Source organism: Coprococcus phoceensis, from assembly GCF_900104635.1.
GTDB lineage: Bacteria > Bacillota > Clostridia > Lachnospirales > Lachnospiraceae > Faecalimonas > Faecalimonas phoceensis.
The window spans coordinates 2415112-2430997 of the sequence record NZ_FNWC01000007.1 but is presented as its reverse complement, the minus strand read 5'-3'; the positions used below and the strand labels follow the sequence as shown (position 1 = coordinate 2430997).

20 protein-coding genes and 2 pseudogenes are annotated in these 15886 nt (G+C 35.3%); 12 read left to right on the top strand and 10 right to left on the bottom strand.

From position 1 onward, the window contains the following. Positions 1–17 precede the first annotated feature (17 nt). The 7 genes and pseudogenes from BQ5364_RS15150 (at position 18) to BQ5364_RS17990 (ending at position 3972) form a co-directional block, all read left to right on the top strand. Positions 18–563 (top strand): hypothetical protein, encoded by a 546-nt coding sequence (locus BQ5364_RS15150; protein ID WP_071144586.1) that lies wholly within the window; start codon positions 18–20, stop codon positions 561–563. 297 nt (positions 564–860) lie between these two features. Then, positions 861–1232, top strand: coding sequence for a metal-dependent transcriptional regulator (locus tag BQ5364_RS15145; protein WP_071144585.1), 372 nt, complete (start codon positions 861–863; stop codon positions 1230–1232). Between the two features lie 120 nt (positions 1233–1352). Then, positions 1353–1805 (top strand): ParM/StbA family protein, encoded by a 453-nt coding sequence (locus tag BQ5364_RS15140; protein WP_071144584.1) that lies wholly within the window; start codon positions 1353–1355, stop codon positions 1803–1805. A 36-nt stretch (positions 1806–1841) separates the two neighbouring features. Further along, positions 1842–2090, top strand: a complete 249-nt coding sequence (locus BQ5364_RS15135) for a hypothetical protein (RefSeq protein WP_071144583.1) — start codon at positions 1842–1844, stop codon at positions 2088–2090. Further along, a pseudogene (locus BQ5364_RS15130) lies at positions 2065–3014 on the top strand (HD-GYP domain-containing protein); the annotation flags it as partial. The gene BQ5364_RS15135 and the pseudogene BQ5364_RS15130, both read left to right, overlap by 26 nt. Positions 3015–3053: 39 nt before the next feature. Continuing rightward, a pseudogene (locus tag BQ5364_RS15125) lies at positions 3054–3452 on the top strand (YodL domain-containing protein); the annotation flags it as partial. A 355-nt stretch (positions 3453–3807) separates the two neighbouring features. Further along, positions 3808–3972: a hypothetical protein gene (locus tag BQ5364_RS17990; protein ID WP_159431700.1), complete on the top strand. Its 165-nt coding sequence runs from the start codon at positions 3808–3810 to the stop codon at positions 3970–3972. Between the two features lie 169 nt (positions 3973–4141). On the opposite strand, the gene BQ5364_RS15120 is transcribed toward BQ5364_RS17990, so the two are convergent. The 4 genes from BQ5364_RS15120 to BQ5364_RS15105 are packed head-to-tail and all read right to left on the bottom strand — an operon-like array spanning position 4142 to position 6858. Beyond that, complete coding sequence (locus BQ5364_RS15120) at positions 4142–4480, bottom strand: helix-turn-helix transcriptional regulator (RefSeq protein ID WP_235837206.1); 339 nt, start codon at positions 4478–4480, stop codon at positions 4142–4144. After that, on the bottom strand, positions 4461–5303 hold the full coding sequence (locus tag BQ5364_RS15115) for a hypothetical protein (RefSeq protein ID WP_071144581.1): 843 nt from the start codon (positions 5301–5303) through the stop codon (positions 4461–4463). The genes BQ5364_RS15120 and BQ5364_RS15115 overlap by 20 nt, the downstream gene beginning before the upstream one ends. A 13-nt stretch (positions 5304–5316) precedes the next feature. Beyond that, positions 5317–5988: an ABC transporter ATP-binding protein gene (locus BQ5364_RS15110; RefSeq protein WP_071144580.1), complete on the bottom strand. Its 672-nt coding sequence runs from the start codon at positions 5986–5988 to the stop codon at positions 5317–5319. A gap of 12 nt (positions 5989–6000) precedes the next feature. Next, on the bottom strand, positions 6001–6858 hold the full coding sequence (locus BQ5364_RS15105) for a hypothetical protein (RefSeq protein WP_071144579.1): 858 nt from the start codon (positions 6856–6858) through the stop codon (positions 6001–6003). 187 nt (positions 6859–7045) lie between these two features. Here BQ5364_RS15105 and BQ5364_RS15100 point away from each other — a divergent pair, with 187 nt between their 5' ends. The 3 genes from BQ5364_RS15100 (at position 7046) to BQ5364_RS15090 (ending at position 9794) form a co-directional block, all read left to right on the top strand. Further along, positions 7046–7258 carry a hypothetical protein gene (locus BQ5364_RS15100; protein ID WP_071144578.1) on the top strand — a complete coding sequence of 71 codons (213 nt, stop codon included), beginning with the start codon at positions 7046–7048 and terminating at the stop codon, positions 7256–7258. A 123-nt stretch (positions 7259–7381) separates the two neighbouring features. Then, positions 7382–7591 carry a hypothetical protein gene (locus tag BQ5364_RS15095; protein ID WP_071144577.1) on the top strand — a complete coding sequence of 70 codons (210 nt, stop codon included), beginning with the start codon at positions 7382–7384 and terminating at the stop codon, positions 7589–7591. Continuing rightward, entirely contained in the window at positions 7542–9794 is a 2253-nt protein-coding gene (locus BQ5364_RS15090; RefSeq protein WP_083382880.1) for a peptidase domain-containing ABC transporter, read from the top strand. Before BQ5364_RS15095 ends, BQ5364_RS15090 begins: the two co-directional genes overlap by 50 nt. 151 nt (positions 9795–9945) lie before the next feature. On the opposite strand, the gene BQ5364_RS18380 is transcribed toward BQ5364_RS15090, so the two are convergent. Continuing rightward, positions 9946–10746 (bottom strand): hypothetical protein, encoded by an 801-nt coding sequence (locus tag BQ5364_RS18380; protein WP_235837182.1) that lies wholly within the window; start codon positions 10744–10746, stop codon positions 9946–9948. 130 nt (positions 10747–10876) lie between these two features. After that, the gene (locus BQ5364_RS18375; RefSeq protein WP_235837181.1) at positions 10877–11245 is read right to left on the bottom strand and encodes a hypothetical protein; all 369 of its coding nucleotides are present in this window, start codon (positions 11243–11245) and stop codon (positions 10877–10879) included. Between the two features lie 209 nt (positions 11246–11454). Between BQ5364_RS18375 and BQ5364_RS15080 the strand changes: the two genes are divergently transcribed. Next, complete coding sequence (locus BQ5364_RS15080) at positions 11455–12156, top strand: helix-turn-helix transcriptional regulator (RefSeq protein ID WP_159431699.1); 702 nt, start codon at positions 11455–11457, stop codon at positions 12154–12156. A gap of 340 nt (positions 12157–12496) precedes the next feature. On the opposite strand, the gene BQ5364_RS15075 is transcribed toward BQ5364_RS15080, so the two are convergent. Both BQ5364_RS15075 and BQ5364_RS15070 read right to left on the bottom strand, forming a co-directional pair. Further along, on the bottom strand, positions 12497–13858 hold the full coding sequence (locus tag BQ5364_RS15075) for a relaxase/mobilization nuclease domain-containing protein (protein ID WP_071144574.1): 1362 nt from the start codon (positions 13856–13858) through the stop codon (positions 12497–12499). Beyond that, entirely contained in the window at positions 13825–14148 is a 324-nt protein-coding gene (locus BQ5364_RS15070) for a MobC family plasmid mobilization relaxosome protein (RefSeq protein ID WP_055180592.1), read from the bottom strand. The genes BQ5364_RS15075 and BQ5364_RS15070 overlap by 34 nt, the downstream gene beginning before the upstream one ends. A gap of 202 nt (positions 14149–14350) precedes the next feature. Here BQ5364_RS15070 and BQ5364_RS15065 point away from each other — a divergent pair, with 202 nt between their 5' ends. Further along, on the top strand, positions 14351–14785 hold the full coding sequence (locus BQ5364_RS15065) for an MmcQ/YjbR family DNA-binding protein (RefSeq protein ID WP_179996833.1): 435 nt from the start codon (positions 14351–14353) through the stop codon (positions 14783–14785). A 57-nt stretch (positions 14786–14842) separates the two neighbouring features. Here BQ5364_RS15065 and BQ5364_RS15060 read toward each other — a convergent pair whose 3' ends face one another. After that, complete coding sequence (locus BQ5364_RS15060; protein ID WP_005344265.1) at positions 14843–15043, bottom strand: helix-turn-helix transcriptional regulator; 201 nt, start codon at positions 15041–15043, stop codon at positions 14843–14845. A 56-nt stretch (positions 15044–15099) separates the two neighbouring features. Then, a complete protein-coding gene (locus BQ5364_RS15055; protein ID WP_012744271.1) occupies positions 15100–15831 on the bottom strand; it encodes a helix-turn-helix domain-containing protein in 732 nt (243 codons plus the stop codon). Positions 15832–15886: the final 55 nt, after the last annotated feature.

Here is a 15886-nt window from a genome sequence, read left to right as displayed (position 1 = left end):
CATTTTAAGGCAGAAGATTGGATATTGATACACTGCCTTTGAGAGAGAAGGCTATAGCATTAAAGTTATTAGATTTACTTCCAGATATTTCTTCAAAAATTGTACTTTTAGCGCCTGCTACTAATAGAGGTATGTTTAGAAATTATATTAGTATTTTTGGTAAACATATTTCTTCATATAATTTATCGGATATTTATTTCTCGAATCGATTAAACAAAAGTGTTATTCAGAACTACGAAGAAAAATTTGCCAAAGGCTCTTTTAAGCTATCTATCCAATTGTTAAAACCATTTATATTACCATATTTGCCGAATGATAAAAAAATAATAATTATTGGTAGTTTTGCGGATAGGGGGATTATATTAAATGACTTGGTTAAAATGGGAAATGATTTAGGGGCAACAACTGTAATTTTTCCAAATATATGTCATGCAATGATGTTAGATCCTGATTGGATTATTGTAGCAGAAACTATTCTGGGGGTTATTCAAAACAAAAAACAAGAGGTTGAAAAATATAGAATATGTAAAAGAGAAAATGATCAGAAGTCAAGTTTGGATTAAAAAAGTGGTGGAAATCGTTCACGTTGAAATGTAAGTAAATGTATAGTTGCTAATTAGTTAAAAAGTCTTCTGCGTTCCTGACGCTATTTTCTGTGAACTCAAACGAACGATGGTAGTTCGACTTGGATAAATGAACGGTGGCAATGAAGGGCTGATTGAGTTTTTTAAATACATATGATCCAGGATACATAGCTAGATTTATGCCTAATTATTATACAGCTTAAACAATGGGAGGATAAAGTCCCAACTGGTTGTTGGGTATTGAATAGTCTACACTTATATGTTTGGAGGATTTAAATGCACCTATATGAGTCGGGAGAGGATTATTTAGAGGCCGTGTTAGTACTTCAAAAGAAAATAGGAGAGGTACGTTCAGTAGATGTTGCTCGCTATGTAGGAGTATCAAAGCCTAGTGTATCTCATGCAGTTAGCGTTTTATGTGACGGCGGTTTTCTTACAAAGGGCGATAAGCACTTTATTTCTTTAACAGAGGAAGGGCGAAAAGTTGCAGAGAAAATTTATGAGCGACATAAATTCTTTAAGGAACAGCTTATATCTGCTGGAGTCAGCCCAAATATAGCGGAAACTGAAGCCTGCCGTATTGAACACTGTGTCAGTGATGAATCCTTTTTTAAACTAAAGCAGCATCATGAAAAGGATAAGGGATGACAGCGAGAACTTACATATAATAATATAGAAGGTCTTTTTATGATTTTCTACTTATTATTTTGCGTTTCACGCACAGAAAACGTATGTAATAAGTAGAAAAGAAAAAAGGAGAGATTCTATATGATAAAGCGAATCAGAATTGCAATCGACCATGGAAACAGAAATATCAAAACGGTTCATACAGTATTTACGACTGGAATCAGCGAAAGTGATATTAGCCCAGGCAGGGGAATTGATTATTTGGAGTATAACGGAAAATTTTATGTGCCGAGTAACCGGAGAATTCCATATCAGAGAGATAAGACTGCCGATCAAAGATTTTTCTTATTGACACTTTTAGGAATAGCAAAGGAACTGGAATTAAACCCGAATATCGAAAAAGGTGATTTAATCCAAGTTCAAATGCCAATAGGACTGCCGCCGAAGCATTTTGCGGAACTCTATGATAAATATGAGACGTTTTTCCGGGGAACTGGAGAAATGCTTCAATTTAATTATAAGCAAAAAGAATATCATGTAACTATCACAGATGTTATGGCATTTCCCCAGGATTATGCGGCGATTATGCTGTAGCACCGGGAGATACGTTCTTACCCTAAAGTAGTAGGTGTGGACATTGGTGGATTTACAACAGATTATCTGATGTTCCGTTCCGGAATTGAGGATATGGAGATCTGTGACTCTATGGAAACGGGAATCATTAGTCTTTACAACCGGATTACAGCTCGGATGCGTGCGGATTATGATGTGTTGCTGGAAGAAGCGGATATTGACAGTATTATACAAGGGAAAAAAGGATTCTATGAGGAGAAAGTAGTTCGCGCAGTACTGCAAGAAGCGAATCAATGTGGTTTATGATCAGGTTTACGAAAAAGAAGAAAATAATAATATCATGATCCAGATTATGAGTAATATATTGGGATCCCGTAACAGCGAGAGCAGAGAACACATCCTGCATATTAAAACAGCAACGGAGATGATGCTAGACAACTGGTAAAAGTAACAGATGCTTATCCTTTGACAGAGGCAGATATTGCTTTGATTACAACTGCTTCTTCCCTTCATGATATTGGTAAGATTCGTATTCCGGAAGAAATATTGAATAAACCAGGCAGACTTACCGATGAAGAATTTAAGATTATGAAAACCCATAGTGAGCTTGGCGCGGCTATAATTAAGGACATGGATTTTCCACAAGATCATCCACTGGTATATACCGCATGGGAAATCTGCAGGTGGAATCATGAAAGATGGGATGGAAAGGGCTATCCGGATGGATTGAAAGGTGAAAAAATACCAATCTCCGCACAGGTGGTATCGATTGTTGATGTTTATGATGCGCTTACAAGTGAAAGATGCTATAAGAAAGCTTTTGATCATGATACAGCGATTCAAATGATCCTGGACGGACAATGTGGACAATTCAAGGTCATGCAGGAAAAAATCGATTTCTTCAAATCGAACAGTGGAATGAATTCGATTGATTACAATGCGGTTTCAGGTCAGCTCACTATATTAAATGGAAAACGGCAGATATTATGTCAGAGAAATAATCCGAAAATTGATCTGTTCAAAGAATTCGGAGTAAATGAAGAAGATGTTCAATATATTCGGATTTTGTTACACCAGACATCTGTACAAAATAAAGAAATCTCTGTGCAGATAAAAGCGACAGTGGAAAATAATAGTCAGAAGTATAAAATGAAATTGCAAACGCTGTGGTCGCCAATGAAGAAAGACGTATGCATAGGAATTATCGGGTATTTTGACACTGTAAAATAAATATGAAGATTACAATCATAATATCGTTTATACTTTTTTACAGATGAGTATTGGATCAATTACCAGAAAGGCAAAGGAAGTGAAGAGTTCCAAAAGTATATGGAAGATCTGACAGACATGCAGAATCATGTGCTTCCGTATCTGCAGAGTTTTTGTAATCTGGAGGAAAAAGGTGTGAAGGAGAGACGAGAACAGCAGATAGCAGAAAGATATGAAGGAAGAGCAGATGAGAGGGTAACAAGTACCGAAGCGAATGCAGTTGTTAAGGATGTAGGAAAAACAGATAGAAAACCGGCACAGCAGAAGCAGGCGGGAGATGGAAAAGATAAGAAATTATCCATTCATGAACGACTTGAGATTAATAAGAGGATTATTCAAGAAAAGCAGGGAAAAGATAAGCCTGAGAGAGGGGCTGATCGGGGTGTAAGACAGGTGTAACATTATAATTCTAATGAAGGGTGTAGGGAGTCAATCCCTGCATCCTTTTTTATGCGTAAATATGGAGTGAATGTTATAATGAACGGCAGGCGGAAGAGGTATTGGATATCTCGATAATTGGTGAATTGGAAAATTAAATTCCAGTCTATTCAAAAACTGGCACTTAGTATTGCAAAATATATCATAGAAGTTAGTGTTGCAAACCTCTTGATATCTAGTTATAGTTGTGGCTCTGCAATAGAGTCCGGATGGCGTTATCCAAGGAGAATACCATGGCTAAGAATGTACATCTGGTTCTTGATGAAAGAGCCACAATAGAAGTTTGCTTAAGAGAACGAGCTTCATTTACTGAGATGTGCTGAAGGAAGAAGGCCGTAAGCTTACAGCAAAGAAAAAACAGTTCTATGGGGAATATCAAAAGGCACGATGGGATATGCAGGAGATCGTCACGATCAAGGCGAACATTGACACTTTGATGGGCTACACTGAACCGGGAAGAAAGCAGGAAAAGGAGCGTTGAGATTATGAAAACAAGGAGCAAAGCGACGCTGACACTTCGGACCATGTTGGCCTGAAGATACGGGTTTGGGGCGAGCCCCAACAAGCCGCCTTTGTGCCACTTGTGGCCACAGAGGCATTGCTTGCCACTTAGCGGCAGCCCCTAAAATGGCGCAAAAAAACAGAGGCTCTTATTCTGGAACCTCCGTTTCTCTGGCTTTCTTAATGCCTTCGGCTGTGGCTTCTATCACGACAAGCTCTTTTTCATTCATGGAGTTCAGAAGCACATCAATGTGCTTTCTGCAAGAGCTTGACCTTGCCCCTCCGTCCGCATGAATAAACTGGTCAACTGAAACGTCAAACATAGTAATGAGTTTAACAAAAAGGTTGAAGCTGGGATATTGACCTTTGTTCTCAATATTCATAATGGTATGGGAGTCACGGTCTACTAATTCCGCAACATAGGCTTGTGTCCAATATTCTGATTTTGCAAATTTAAAATGTGCAATCTCATTGTAGATTGCGTTTATTAAATAAATAACTTCCTAGGAGATATAAAAATATCCCTCCTAATATATCAGTTATTAGAAATTCCAGGTGATAAGGACTGTTCTTTAGAATCAATGAATTATCAAACTTTTCTTGTTTTTCTTCATGCAGCAAATAAGGCACATAATTTGCTTGTGCATATGGAGAAGAAAATAGATGTATATTGTGTATGGTTCTCTCTGCGCCCTCAGCATAAAGCGGATTATCTCGTAATTCCCCATCGATACTAAATAGAGTGGTTTGTACTGGCTGATTTAGAGTATGCACTGTTTCTTTTCCACCATATAAAAGCAGAAGGGTTAAACCGATTACAATAAATATAGAAAAAATTCTATTATTTATTAGAACGGAGAGTATTGTTGAAATTATTGCCACAGTTGAGATGATTATAAGGGCTATTATAAAATTAATAAATAAATCAATGTAAGATATATTTAACTCATAATTCTGGAATATTCCAAGTAATATTACTGATATTGTATCAGCTAAGAGCAAAAGTGTTCCTTCTATGATTCCAACGAGGAGTTCTGTTTTGTAAAATGTCGATTTATTATAACCACAAAATAATTTGTTGTTAATAGTTCTATTGTCTAACTCTTGACTAAGTTTTAGAGACACATTTATTGAAATAAATATACATATTAATGTAGTTTTATTAAAAAGGAAATATGGTATATTAACTTCAAAACCATACGTTGATCCAGATATCTCTAAAAAATTATAAACTAATAATAGTATAATTTCACCAATGTATATTATAGAAGTTAGTCTTCGTGATAATTCGACACGTAATAATTTATTCATGAACCATTCCTCCTTACTGTTCAAATTCATCGAAATAGAATTCTTCTAATGATTCTTCTGTTATTTCACTATTTTTACATTCATGAATTAAAATTCCGTCTTTCAGAAATCCTATATGAGTGACAATTTTTTGTAATTCATCAAGAATATGACTTGAAATTACTATAGTTACTCCGTGGTCTTCACTCAAGGCTTTAATTAAATTTCTAATTTGACGTATCCCGGAAGGATCTAAGCCATTTAATGGTTCATCAAGGAATAATAAATCCGGTTGATTAGCAAGAGCTAATGCAAGCCCTAAACGTTGTTTCATACCAAGGGAATACTGTATAAGTGGTTTACGTGTATCTTTTAATCCTACTATTTTAAGTAATTCAGAAACACTGTACTTTGGATTTTTTATCAAGGATAGCTGATATTTCAAGTTTCGTTTGGCAGACCAATACGGATATACTGCAGGAGTTTCTAATATAGCTCCCGTTTTTATGTTGTCAGCGATTTTTATCTGACCAGAGGTAGGGTTTTGTAATCCTAATAATAGTCTCATAAGAGTTGTTTTTCCAGCACCATTATTCCCGACTAATCCGTAAATAGAACCTCTAGGAATATGAACAGATACGTTATTCAATGCAGTTGTATCCTTGTATTGTTTTGTAATATTGGTTGTTGTTACAATGTAATTCATAAGGCTCCTCCTTTAAATATTTTGCTTTTTAAATATATTTACACTTACTAAAATGATGAACAGTGAAAGAATGACATCAGCAATCACAAAGTCTATATGATAGTCACGATTTTTAAATAAAAATGATTGTTTTGGCTTATCCTCTGGCCGTTCTGTAGTTATATATGAAGAAAAGTTACATTGAGCATATGGGGATAAGGTAATCTTCATATTTAATTGTGTCCGATAAGTAGCGTTTAGTTCTTCTGTAAAACTTTCTATTAAATCTTTTGACGCAGGATCGTTTTCCTCATTTATTTCTACAAATACACTTTCGTAGTCTGTTAATGTAGCAAGGGTTTTTCGACCACTATTTATAAGAAATATGGCAAAGAATACAAGTAAGAACTGCGTTATCAAACGTTTCTTCGCAAGTAAACTAAAACTACAAATAATAACAGAAACAGAACCAATTGTAATCATAAAAATCAGAGTATTAGTCATAATATATGAGAATGAATGAGTAAGTTCCTGTTTCCTAAGAAGGCAACCTAATAGATAAAATAAAGAATCAAGTAATACAAGGCTGCTTCCACATACGCTGCAAGCAATTACTTCCGCTATATAAATTTGGTTTTTTTTGTACCCTAAATAAAGTTTATTTTGTACTGTACCATAAGAAAACTCATTACAAATATAGACTGACATTAAAAGGGAAAGAACTATACAGATAAAATTTACATTCTCTAAAAAATCATCTCCCCAAAATAAAAATGGCACACCTCCTTTTAGGCCAAGCATGTGAATCAAAAATAGAATAAATAGTACGACCAGATAATATAAAGATCTTAGATACCGTTTGATTTCTACAATCATAAGTTTTAATATCATATAACTCCCTCCTTTGACTATATTATGATGGCGAAAAGCATAAAAAGTAAAGCAAAGAAGTATTTACATTGTAGATAATAAGAATAAAAGAGTGATTTTACATAATGTAAAGAAGGTTTTTCTTTCTCTATTTTAGTGCGGGGGTTATATTTAAATTAATAAAAATATTTTTAAGGGAGGTAATCATATGAAAGTTATAAGCACAGAGAAAGCAAGAGAACTTCGAGCAGGTAATGCTCATTTTCATTGGGTATGTTTTGACAAACTTAACTTTATCAGTAAGCCATATTACTGCAGCCTATCAGAAGTAGGTAAAGTTGCGGATAGGCATAGAGATAAATATAGGAATCATAAAAAGAAAGTATTTATCCTTACTTGTCATAGAAAATGTGGGGAATAAGCGGATGTAAAGCCTATTTGACATGGATGTAAGGGTGTATTTGCTTGAGTAATTATGGAAAATAGTTTATCTTGAAGGTGTAATAGTTGTACGTATCAAACTTCGAAGAAAGGAGACAAAGGTATGAAAGCATTAACAGTTGAGAAAGCACAGGAAATTAGAGCGGGCAAGGGACACTATCATTGGATCTGTAGAGATTGGGCTAATTTTACAAGTAAAGCATATAGTTCTTATGCAGCAGCCGGAGAAGCAGCTGATGCTCATGTAGCGAAATATCCAGCTCATGCAGATAAGGTTAGCGTGTTCTACTGTGAAAAGAGTAGTTGTCAGTAACCGCAATAAGCAAATACAGAGAGGGTTGGATATTCCAACCCTCTCTGTATTTAGAAAGAAGGAAAGTAATATGAGAGGTTGTTTACAACATGATGAAAATGATTGTGGATTAGCGTGTATATTAACTATATGCAAGTTTTTAAAAATTTGTGTCGATGAAACAGCACTCAGAAAAAATATATTTCTTGGTAATGATGGATTAAGCCTATACGGAATAACAGAAGTGTTTCGTACTATCGGAATGAAATCGTTGGCGGTTGAAGGCACTAATATAGAGTTGTATTCTTTATTATCTGAAGAGAAAAAGCCTATTATTATTATGATAAATGAAGATGATGAATATCACTATGTCGTACTGTATAAGACAAATAATAGTAAGGTTTTTTTATGGGATCCGAATAAAGGAAAACGTATTATTACAAAAGAATATTTTGATTTAATATGGTCAAGTTATGCTATAATTATTACGGAGATTTTAGAAATAGATAGAGTGGTGCTACCTAAAAAGTCAGTATGTTGGACAGCTCTATTTCAACAGAAAAAGCTCCTTGCTTTATTAGTGATATTTTCGGTTATACTTATGGCAATTAGTGTAATTACAACCTTTTTATATAAGAATATAATTGATCAAATTGAAATAGGCATTCCGACATTTACACCACAATTAAAATCTTTTTTTATAGTGATGGGGGGATGCTATTTACTTGTAAGTATCTTGTCTATAGTAAAAGGAAAACTTATTGCTTACTTAAAAATGGAGCTGGAAATTACACTTCAAAATCAATTTGTGGAATCATTATTAAATATTTCTATTCAAAAAAAGGACGATTATACAAGTGGAGGTGTTCTGGATAGATATTATAGATTATCTGTAGTTGTTGAAACCATGTCCTCCGTATTTTCTTTTGTAGTTTTGGAATGTATTTCTTTGATTGCCGGAGCAATTATTTTAATAGGTATTAGTCCTATTATGTTCTATTTGGTCTTGGTTATAGTTGCTGCTTATATAATTTCATTTGTTATTTCTAAACAAAAACTCTTTAAATTAAGTAAAACTATTATGGACAAAGAATCTTTGTTAATAACACACATAAAAGAAACAATCGAGAATTTAATGTCTTTAAAGAGTTTTGAAAACAGCAATTATATGAAGAAAATGAGAAAGGAAATCAAATTTGTAAAAAATCAAGAGTATATTTTAAGCAAATTATCCATAATTTTAGGGGAAACTTTAAGGGCAATAGAACATATGGTTATGTTGATAATCTTAGCATATGGAATTTATTCAGTTATTGCAGGTAATATGTCGTTAGGTACGCTACTTGCATTTGAAAGTTTTATAGGCTTTTTCCTATCTCCGGTTAAAAATTTACTTGGCATTCTACCATCTTTGCAAGAAACAATACTTACGTTCCGTAGAATAGAAGATATATTTGCATATAATAAATCTACAGAAATTTCAGAAAGCAATAATGAAATTAGTGGAAAAATATGTGTAGATAACTTGGATATTGCATATGGCTATGATGTTCCTATATTAAAAAATATTTCTTTTACCATAGAAGCAGGTGAAAAAGTTTTTTTGATGGGCTCTAGTGGGTGCGGAAAATCAACATTAGCAAAAACAATCGCTGGATTGGTAAAATATAATAAAGGGGAAATCGTATGGGGGAATGACAGAAATTTAAACATTTCTGATTTATCAAAACAAGTCCTATATTTATCTCAGGAATCCGAAATATTTTCAGGTTCAATTCAAGAAAATATTTTAATGTGGGAAAAGGATTGTAACCAACTATTATTCGATGAAGTTATTGAGGCAATGGGAATTAGTCAAATGATGAGTTCCAGATCTCTTAGTTTAGATAGCTATTTATCGGAGAATGGCACTAATTTGTCCGGTGGTGAAAAACAGCGGGTTGCTCTTGCTAGAGCTATGATGCGAAATGTTCCAATATATATATTTGACGAGGCAACCTGTCATTTGGATTTTGAAAGTGAGAATCTTATAATAGATTATATAAGAAAAAAACTCTTGGAACAAACATGTATAATTATTTCGCATAACACAAATCTGTTAAATGATAATGATATAGTTTTATTTATTGATAGCACTGGAAAGCTACATAAAAATAAGCATTCACATTTATTAGAAAATAATTTAGAATATAATCAGATAATAATTTCTCGGAATCCTGAGTGATTATTATCGGTAACAGCCGAAATGTGTACTTTGAAAAGTAAATATGATTCGAAACAGAAAAAAGAACATGGAAAATAGACATAACTGTCGCCATGCCTGAAAAATAGTGTATAATGATCAAAGGATTATGCCACATTTAAAATCAACTTTGCTAGGGTGGATTCAAAGGGCAAATTCCAGACATCCAAATGCTGAAGCATGAGGATGTGATACAGGCGGCAGTACCACATCTTAGTTGAGCGGTGTCTCTGCCGCTTTCTAATTGAAAGTCTATTTTCTCACGTTTATTCGAATGTTCAGCCGAAGTCCTGGCATTGTATTCCAGTTTCCATTCTTCACTGTCACGAGGCGGAAAATTGATCAGTCTTGGATTATCTTTCATTGCAAGATGAACGGTTCTCCCATATTTGGAGTCTGAGTAGGGAGTGCTACAAGAACATCCGTATTTACGGCTGGCAAGCGGACAACGGAATTTTAACCGTGTCTTTGAAGGCTCAGAACCGCCATGATTCATTTTTCGTCCTGCTTTGCAGATAGGGACACCATCTTTTCCAATGGTAAAAGCTTCCAAAAACCCATGAGAATCATGCTTTGATGCAGGATTGAATAAAGGAAATAAAGGCAGGTCGCTTTCTGAGTTCGCTGCAACCAATATATATAAGTGGTAGCCATGGTAAAAGCATTCTCTAGAAGAATCATAACCGATGTCACAGTCAGGCTGGGAAAAGTAACAGTCACAATGGCAGGAAGTAATTCCACTTTTGGAACATTTGCAAATACGGTGCTTCCGTTCGCGTGCAGATGTTGTAACAGGCATTCCATCGCCGGCAATGGAAAGATTGGAGATATCAATCAATCCTTTGGATATGGAGATCGATAAAAATTCATGATCATAAATCTTGAAAAGAGAAGCATAAGGCTGTTCATCTATGGAAAAAGAAGAATGTTCCATAGATTGGAAAAGTTGTTCAACTGTGACTTTTCCAATGGGTTCTGCCTTATCGCCTTTTTGTTTTGTTTTTTTTGACCTTCTTCTTTTTTATAGGATGGATATGAGGAGAAAGATTATCAGAATCAGAATCCTAAAGCCTGTCAAGGAAGTCATAGAAAGTGCCGACACCGGGAGTATCACCAAACTGGAATCCGCTGAGGATTGCATAGAGTGGATTTATCTTCAATTGAGCAGCCCAATCGGTAAGGAAATGGACTTTAAAATCAATGGAAAGAAGATAAGAACGTTGCATACAGGAAGGAGTCCTTGGTTTTGGACCAAAGACAGAGTATTTGCCGCGGAGCAGTTCATCGGTATAAGAAAGATCGAGATTCCAAAAACGTTCGATGATGTCCCATGTTGATTTAGCAAAAACAGTGGGATCCGGATAATATTTACGAAGGTTTTCGAGTACAAAAGTTTGATAGGCGGTATGACCGCCGGAATTAACAGGTAACATAAAAATCGCCCTCCAGTCGATGAAAATAAAATATATTCAATCGGCTTCGCTGCAAATTTTGAGCGATTTGTCAAGACTTTTTGGACAAAAAAGTAGGGGATTTTAATAAAAAAGGAATCTGCAAGCCTTGATTTTACTGAGCTAAAGATTCCGAGAGATTATGATAATTAACGGGAGGTAAAAAAACAAGTTCAATGACCATAGCAGAAATGATTAAGAAAACAAGGCAAGATAATAATATGACGCAAGAGGAGTATGCTAATAAATTTGGTGTCACAAGGCAGACTGTTTCAAGTTGGGAAAATGAAAAAAGTATGCCTGATTTACAGCTGATCATAACTATTTGTAATACATATAATTTCTCTCTGGATTCATTATTAAATGAGGATCATAAATTTGTAAGCAAAATAGATATGACACAAAAAATTTTTCGTACTTTAAAAAGAATATTACCGATTTTCTGTATTATAGGATGTGTTTATGTAGCTGTTTTGGGGATTTGGAAAATAAATGCAGTGAGAAAAGAGGAAGGCTTTGTTTCTAATGTTAAAAGTTTGGGATTTGAGTTGGAAAATGGACTCTATGTGCTGTACGATGAAGATATAATATATGAGTTGCCAAATCAAAAATTACCATTTATGAAATTCGGATTTAATCTTCAACAGATTACTTCAACATATAGAAATGAGAAGTTCTCTTGTAATATTCTTTTGAATTACGATGAGCAACAATACACTTTTAATATAGACTATGGCTTGGATCATCAAATTACAGGAACGATAGCGACTAACAAAACAATAGAATACAATGATTTATCAAAAGATGATGATACTGTATTGAATACATATAAAGATACAATAGAGACTATTTTATGCAAAATGGTTACATATTATGATGCTGCATATTTATAATATAAAAACCGAACAAATAAGGAAGCAGGCCTATGTAATTTGAGTTAAGAGGTACACTTTTGTTTAACTGTATAGTACTCTGTAGATAACATAATCGAAACTATCATAGCAGAATATTTAAAATTCTTTATGATAGTTTTGATTTTTTGATAAATTAGAAAAAGAAAGAATCAATGATTATTTTGAAATATATGAATGGAGAAAACAAGAATTTGTTAGAGTAGATAAAAAGTGAGTGAATATTCATCTGCAAATTATCGAGATTTATTCAAAAACTTATTCAGTCTATTAGGACAGGCAAGATGTAGTGAGGTGTCAAATTATAGGACACCTCAAACATTTATAAGCTGTTTTCTCGTTTGTTTTCAATAGATTCACGAAATATGGGAGCATCGAGCAGTGCGGTGAAATTCTGTCTAATGATCTCCAGTGTCTTTTGCTTTTTCTGCAATTCCTGTTTTTCCCGGATAGTAGCAGCCTGTTCAGATTCAAGATTTTCAATTTGCTTCTGGATTTTATTAGAGCTTGGGATTTTGGTAACACCGAGATCCTGAAGCTCTTTTTTTAGTGAATCGTGGAGTTGGTATTCTGCCTGATGTTTGGTCCTGTATGCTTTTGGATTTTTAGCAGATTTGCAATCTTCAATCACTTTACGACAGAGCCGGTAAGAATCACAGTGTTTCTGAATGACTTTCTGCGTGCTCAGATCATTGTTGATTTGCGTTATTCTCTGCTCAGCCGCTTTAACAGAAGCATTAACATCAGAAAGATGCTGCTGGAAATCTTCATAATTCAGCAGGTTATTTTCGGAAAGATAGTTGAAGGTGCGGGCTGCCTCTTTCAGATTATTGAGTTTTGCCCATCGTTCAAAGCCTTCTCGATTGCCGGTTGTAACATACGTGGAGATATTGATATACAGGCGAGCTTCTCTGGACAGATGCTTTGGAGCTTTCGCTTTGCTACGATTTTTAACCAGACGGATACGGACATTTTCTTCCGAATAATAGCTTCCGAGAGATTTCATATAAGTGAAGTTTTTCTGTTCCGGTGCACGGAAGGACAGATGTTTTCCCTGTCGAACTTCATATCCTGCTAACTGCATCTTTTGTAGAAATTCCTCATAGTTGATAGAAGACCAGATAGCTTTATCTACAGCAACACGCAGTTTGGCTTTCCAGCTGGTTCCACGGTGATATTCCAGGTTCTCTTTATAGCTTTTACCTTTTTCTCCGGTTGGCATACTGGTGACAAGACCATTTTCATGGCAGATACGATTACTAATCCGGCAGATTTTATGGTAGCTCCGCTTATTGGAAACATACTTGTGATGATCAACAAAACTTGCAGCGTTGAAGATGATATGGTTATGAATGTGATTTTTATCAACATGGGTGCTGATCACATATTCATATTTTCCTTTTAGTACTTCGTCTGCAAATTGCTGCCCTAAGCGATGGGCGGTTTCTGCATCAACCTCACCAGGCTTGAACGACTGGATCAGATGAAATGCCAGGTTATCACCTTTATCCATACCGTTCTTTTTTGCCATTTCTCTTGTCATAGAAAATTCAAGATCTGCAGTTTCCGGGGAACAGCCAAAACTGGAAACTAACAGTTTTTCATCTGTCTTATCTGGATTTGTAATATAGTCCAGAGCTTTCTTGTCTGTTACTTTAATGGGGAAGATCTTAAGATACGCCATAATTCTTTCACCATCTCTTTCAATTCTTGCATTTCTTCCGGATACAGATCTCCGGTGCTGTTTACTTTTTTCGCAATCTGATTGATATTTACGCCAATCTTGTGCATTTCCTCATACTGTTTCTTTAGCGGAGTAGTGTCGGTGTTGACGATGTAACCGTCGATTGCCATTTTACGAAGGTAAGCTCCCATATTTTTTGTTTTTGATTCAATCATCTTTCTGCGAATCAGCTTTTTTTCTTCCGGGGAAACACAAAACAAAATTTGTATATTTCTTTTTCTCTTTGCCATAGGCAGATTCTCCTTTCATTGGTTCTTCGAAGTAGTGACTTCTGAGTTTTTAATTTAGGGCAGGGTTCCCTAAATTGTTGGTTTTTCGGAAGTGTATATACACTTCCTGTCCTTGCTGTTTTACCCCTCTATTAGATAAAGTCAGAAGAATAAGAGAAATGCAAAAGAATTTGGCAGGTAGTATGGCATACAAAAATGTGGTATGATTATGGACAGGATATCAGAAGAATCAGGAGTTGAAAAGATTGTGAAGACGGAAGAAATCTTTGAATACGTGCAGAAACAGTACGGTACAGTTCCAGAATATTTATGGAGTAAATCGCCAGACAGTGCTGTACTTCGTCATAAAAATGGAAAATGGTATGCAGTATTCATGACAGTTGAGAAATCTAAGTTGGGATTAGAGGGAAATGATCTGGTTGCCATCATGGACGTAAAGTGCGATCCAGAAATGACCAGCATGATTATTCAGACTTATGGATTTTTACCAGGATACCATATGAATAAACAGCACTGGATCACGATTTTACTGGATGGTTCAGTCAGTGAAGCGAAGACATTGGACTTTTTGGATATGAGCTATGACCTGATTGACGGAGCAGGCAGAAAAGAAGAAAATGTAAGTGGATTACAGTGATTTTTGAGCAAAAGGAAAACCGGGGATTTTACTCCTCGGTTTTCTGGCTGTTGTGCTTCAGTCTTCAACTTGAAAAATATCTTCTACAGGCACTTTCAGGTAATGTGCCAGCCGGATTGCAATCTCAAGAGAGGGATTTCGTTCTCCACGTTCGATGCGGCCTATCGTCTGGCTGCAGGAACCTATGGCTTCAGCCAAATCTGCTTGAATGAGATTCCGTTCTTCACGAATATCTTTTAATGTATTATTGATTGCCATTCAATCACTTCCTTTGCTTATTGTTATCAGTAGGATCATGAACCTGCTGTTGAAATCTAATGAAATCCTGGAATTTCTGCACCTTTGCATTTCCCGATTACTTTTCCAAAAATCTTAAAAGAGTCAGATTCCAAAACTTGGATAGGACGATATTTTTGATTTAAAGAGATCAGATAAACACCATCTGGCTCATCGTGTAATTCCTTGATGTAAGTATTGCCGTTGAGATAGAAGATTCCAATTTCACCATTAGCAAGAGAATCTTTTTTCTGAATCCATGCAACATCGTCTGTATGATAAAGTGGCTCCATACTATCACCAGAGATCCGCACACCAAAGTCAGTCTGCTCAGGAGCAAGATGTCCTACGTCATAGGTTTCTTTTACAGAATCTTCCAGGTAATTTCCAGTACCAGCAGAAACTGGTTCCCAGGTAATTTCTACAGGATGATGGAATGGGATAATCTTTGCAGACAGTGGAGAAAACTTTTTAGAAGCTTTCAAAATATCAGCAAATTCAATCAATTTATTTCTGCCTTCTTCATTCAATCCACTCATAATGTTATATGGATTTTCTCCAAAGAAGGATTCATATATATCTTCGATATCAAGTAACTGGCAAAGTGTCAGGAAAACATGTAAAGCGGGTTCTCGTGCATTGTTCTCCCATTTGGAGAGTGCTTTTGTAGTGACCTGAATACCTTCCTGAGAAAGCAGGTTTACCAGATCTGATTGAGAGTATCCTTTCTTTTTTCTATTTTCTGCTAATATTTCCCCGAAATCACGCATTTGTTCGCCTCATTTCTATTTGAATTTTCTATATGCATTATACCGTATGTTAGAA

What these genes read in the sequence shown, in the direction of transcription:
- BQ5364_RS15115 (WP_071144581.1), bottom strand. Translation starts at nt 5,303, where the DNA reads ATGAATAAATTATTACGTGTCGAATTATCACGAAGACTAACTTCTATA.
- BQ5364_RS15075 (WP_071144574.1), bottom strand. Translation starts at nt 13,858, where the DNA reads ATGGCGTATCTTAAGATCTTCCCCATTAAAGTAACAGACAAGAAAGCT.
- BQ5364_RS15145 (WP_071144585.1), top strand. Translation starts at nt 861, where the DNA reads ATGCACCTATATGAGTCGGGAGAGGATTATTTAGAGGCCGTGTTAGTA.
- BQ5364_RS15100 (WP_071144578.1), top strand. Translation starts at nt 7,046, where the DNA reads ATGAAAGTTATAAGCACAGAGAAAGCAAGAGAACTTCGAGCAGGTAAT.
- BQ5364_RS18375 (WP_235837181.1), bottom strand. Translation starts at nt 11,245, where the DNA reads ATGTTACCTGTTAATTCCGGCGGTCATACCGCCTATCAAACTTTTGTA.
- BQ5364_RS15140 (WP_071144584.1), top strand. Translation starts at nt 1,353, where the DNA reads ATGATAAAGCGAATCAGAATTGCAATCGACCATGGAAACAGAAATATC.
- BQ5364_RS15070 (WP_055180592.1), bottom strand. Translation starts at nt 14,148, where the DNA reads ATGGCAAAGAGAAAAAGAAATATACAAATTTTGTTTTGTGTTTCCCCG.
- BQ5364_RS15080 (WP_159431699.1), top strand. Translation starts at nt 11,455, where the DNA reads ATGATTAAGAAAACAAGGCAAGATAATAATATGACGCAAGAGGAGTAT.
- BQ5364_RS18380 (WP_235837182.1), bottom strand. Translation starts at nt 10,746, where the DNA reads ATGGAACATTCTTCTTTTTCCATAGATGAACAGCCTTATGCTTCTCTT.
- BQ5364_RS15110 (WP_071144580.1), bottom strand. Translation starts at nt 5,988, where the DNA reads ATGAATTACATTGTAACAACAACCAATATTACAAAACAATACAAGGAT.
- BQ5364_RS15095 (WP_071144577.1), top strand. Translation starts at nt 7,382, where the DNA reads ATGAAAGCATTAACAGTTGAGAAAGCACAGGAAATTAGAGCGGGCAAG.
- BQ5364_RS15065 (WP_179996833.1), top strand. Translation starts at nt 14,351, where the DNA reads ATGATTATGGACAGGATATCAGAAGAATCAGGAGTTGAAAAGATTGTG.
- BQ5364_RS15090 (WP_083382880.1), top strand. Translation starts at nt 7,542, where the DNA reads ATGCAGATAAGGTTAGCGTGTTCTACTGTGAAAAGAGTAGTTGTCAGT.
- BQ5364_RS15055 (WP_012744271.1), bottom strand. Translation starts at nt 15,831, where the DNA reads ATGCGTGATTTCGGGGAAATATTAGCAGAAAATAGAAAAAAGAAAGGA.
- BQ5364_RS15060 (WP_005344265.1), bottom strand. Translation starts at nt 15,043, where the DNA reads ATGGCAATCAATAATACATTAAAAGATATTCGTGAAGAACGGAATCTC.
- BQ5364_RS15105 (WP_071144579.1), bottom strand. Translation starts at nt 6,858, where the DNA reads ATGATATTAAAACTTATGATTGTAGAAATCAAACGGTATCTAAGATCT.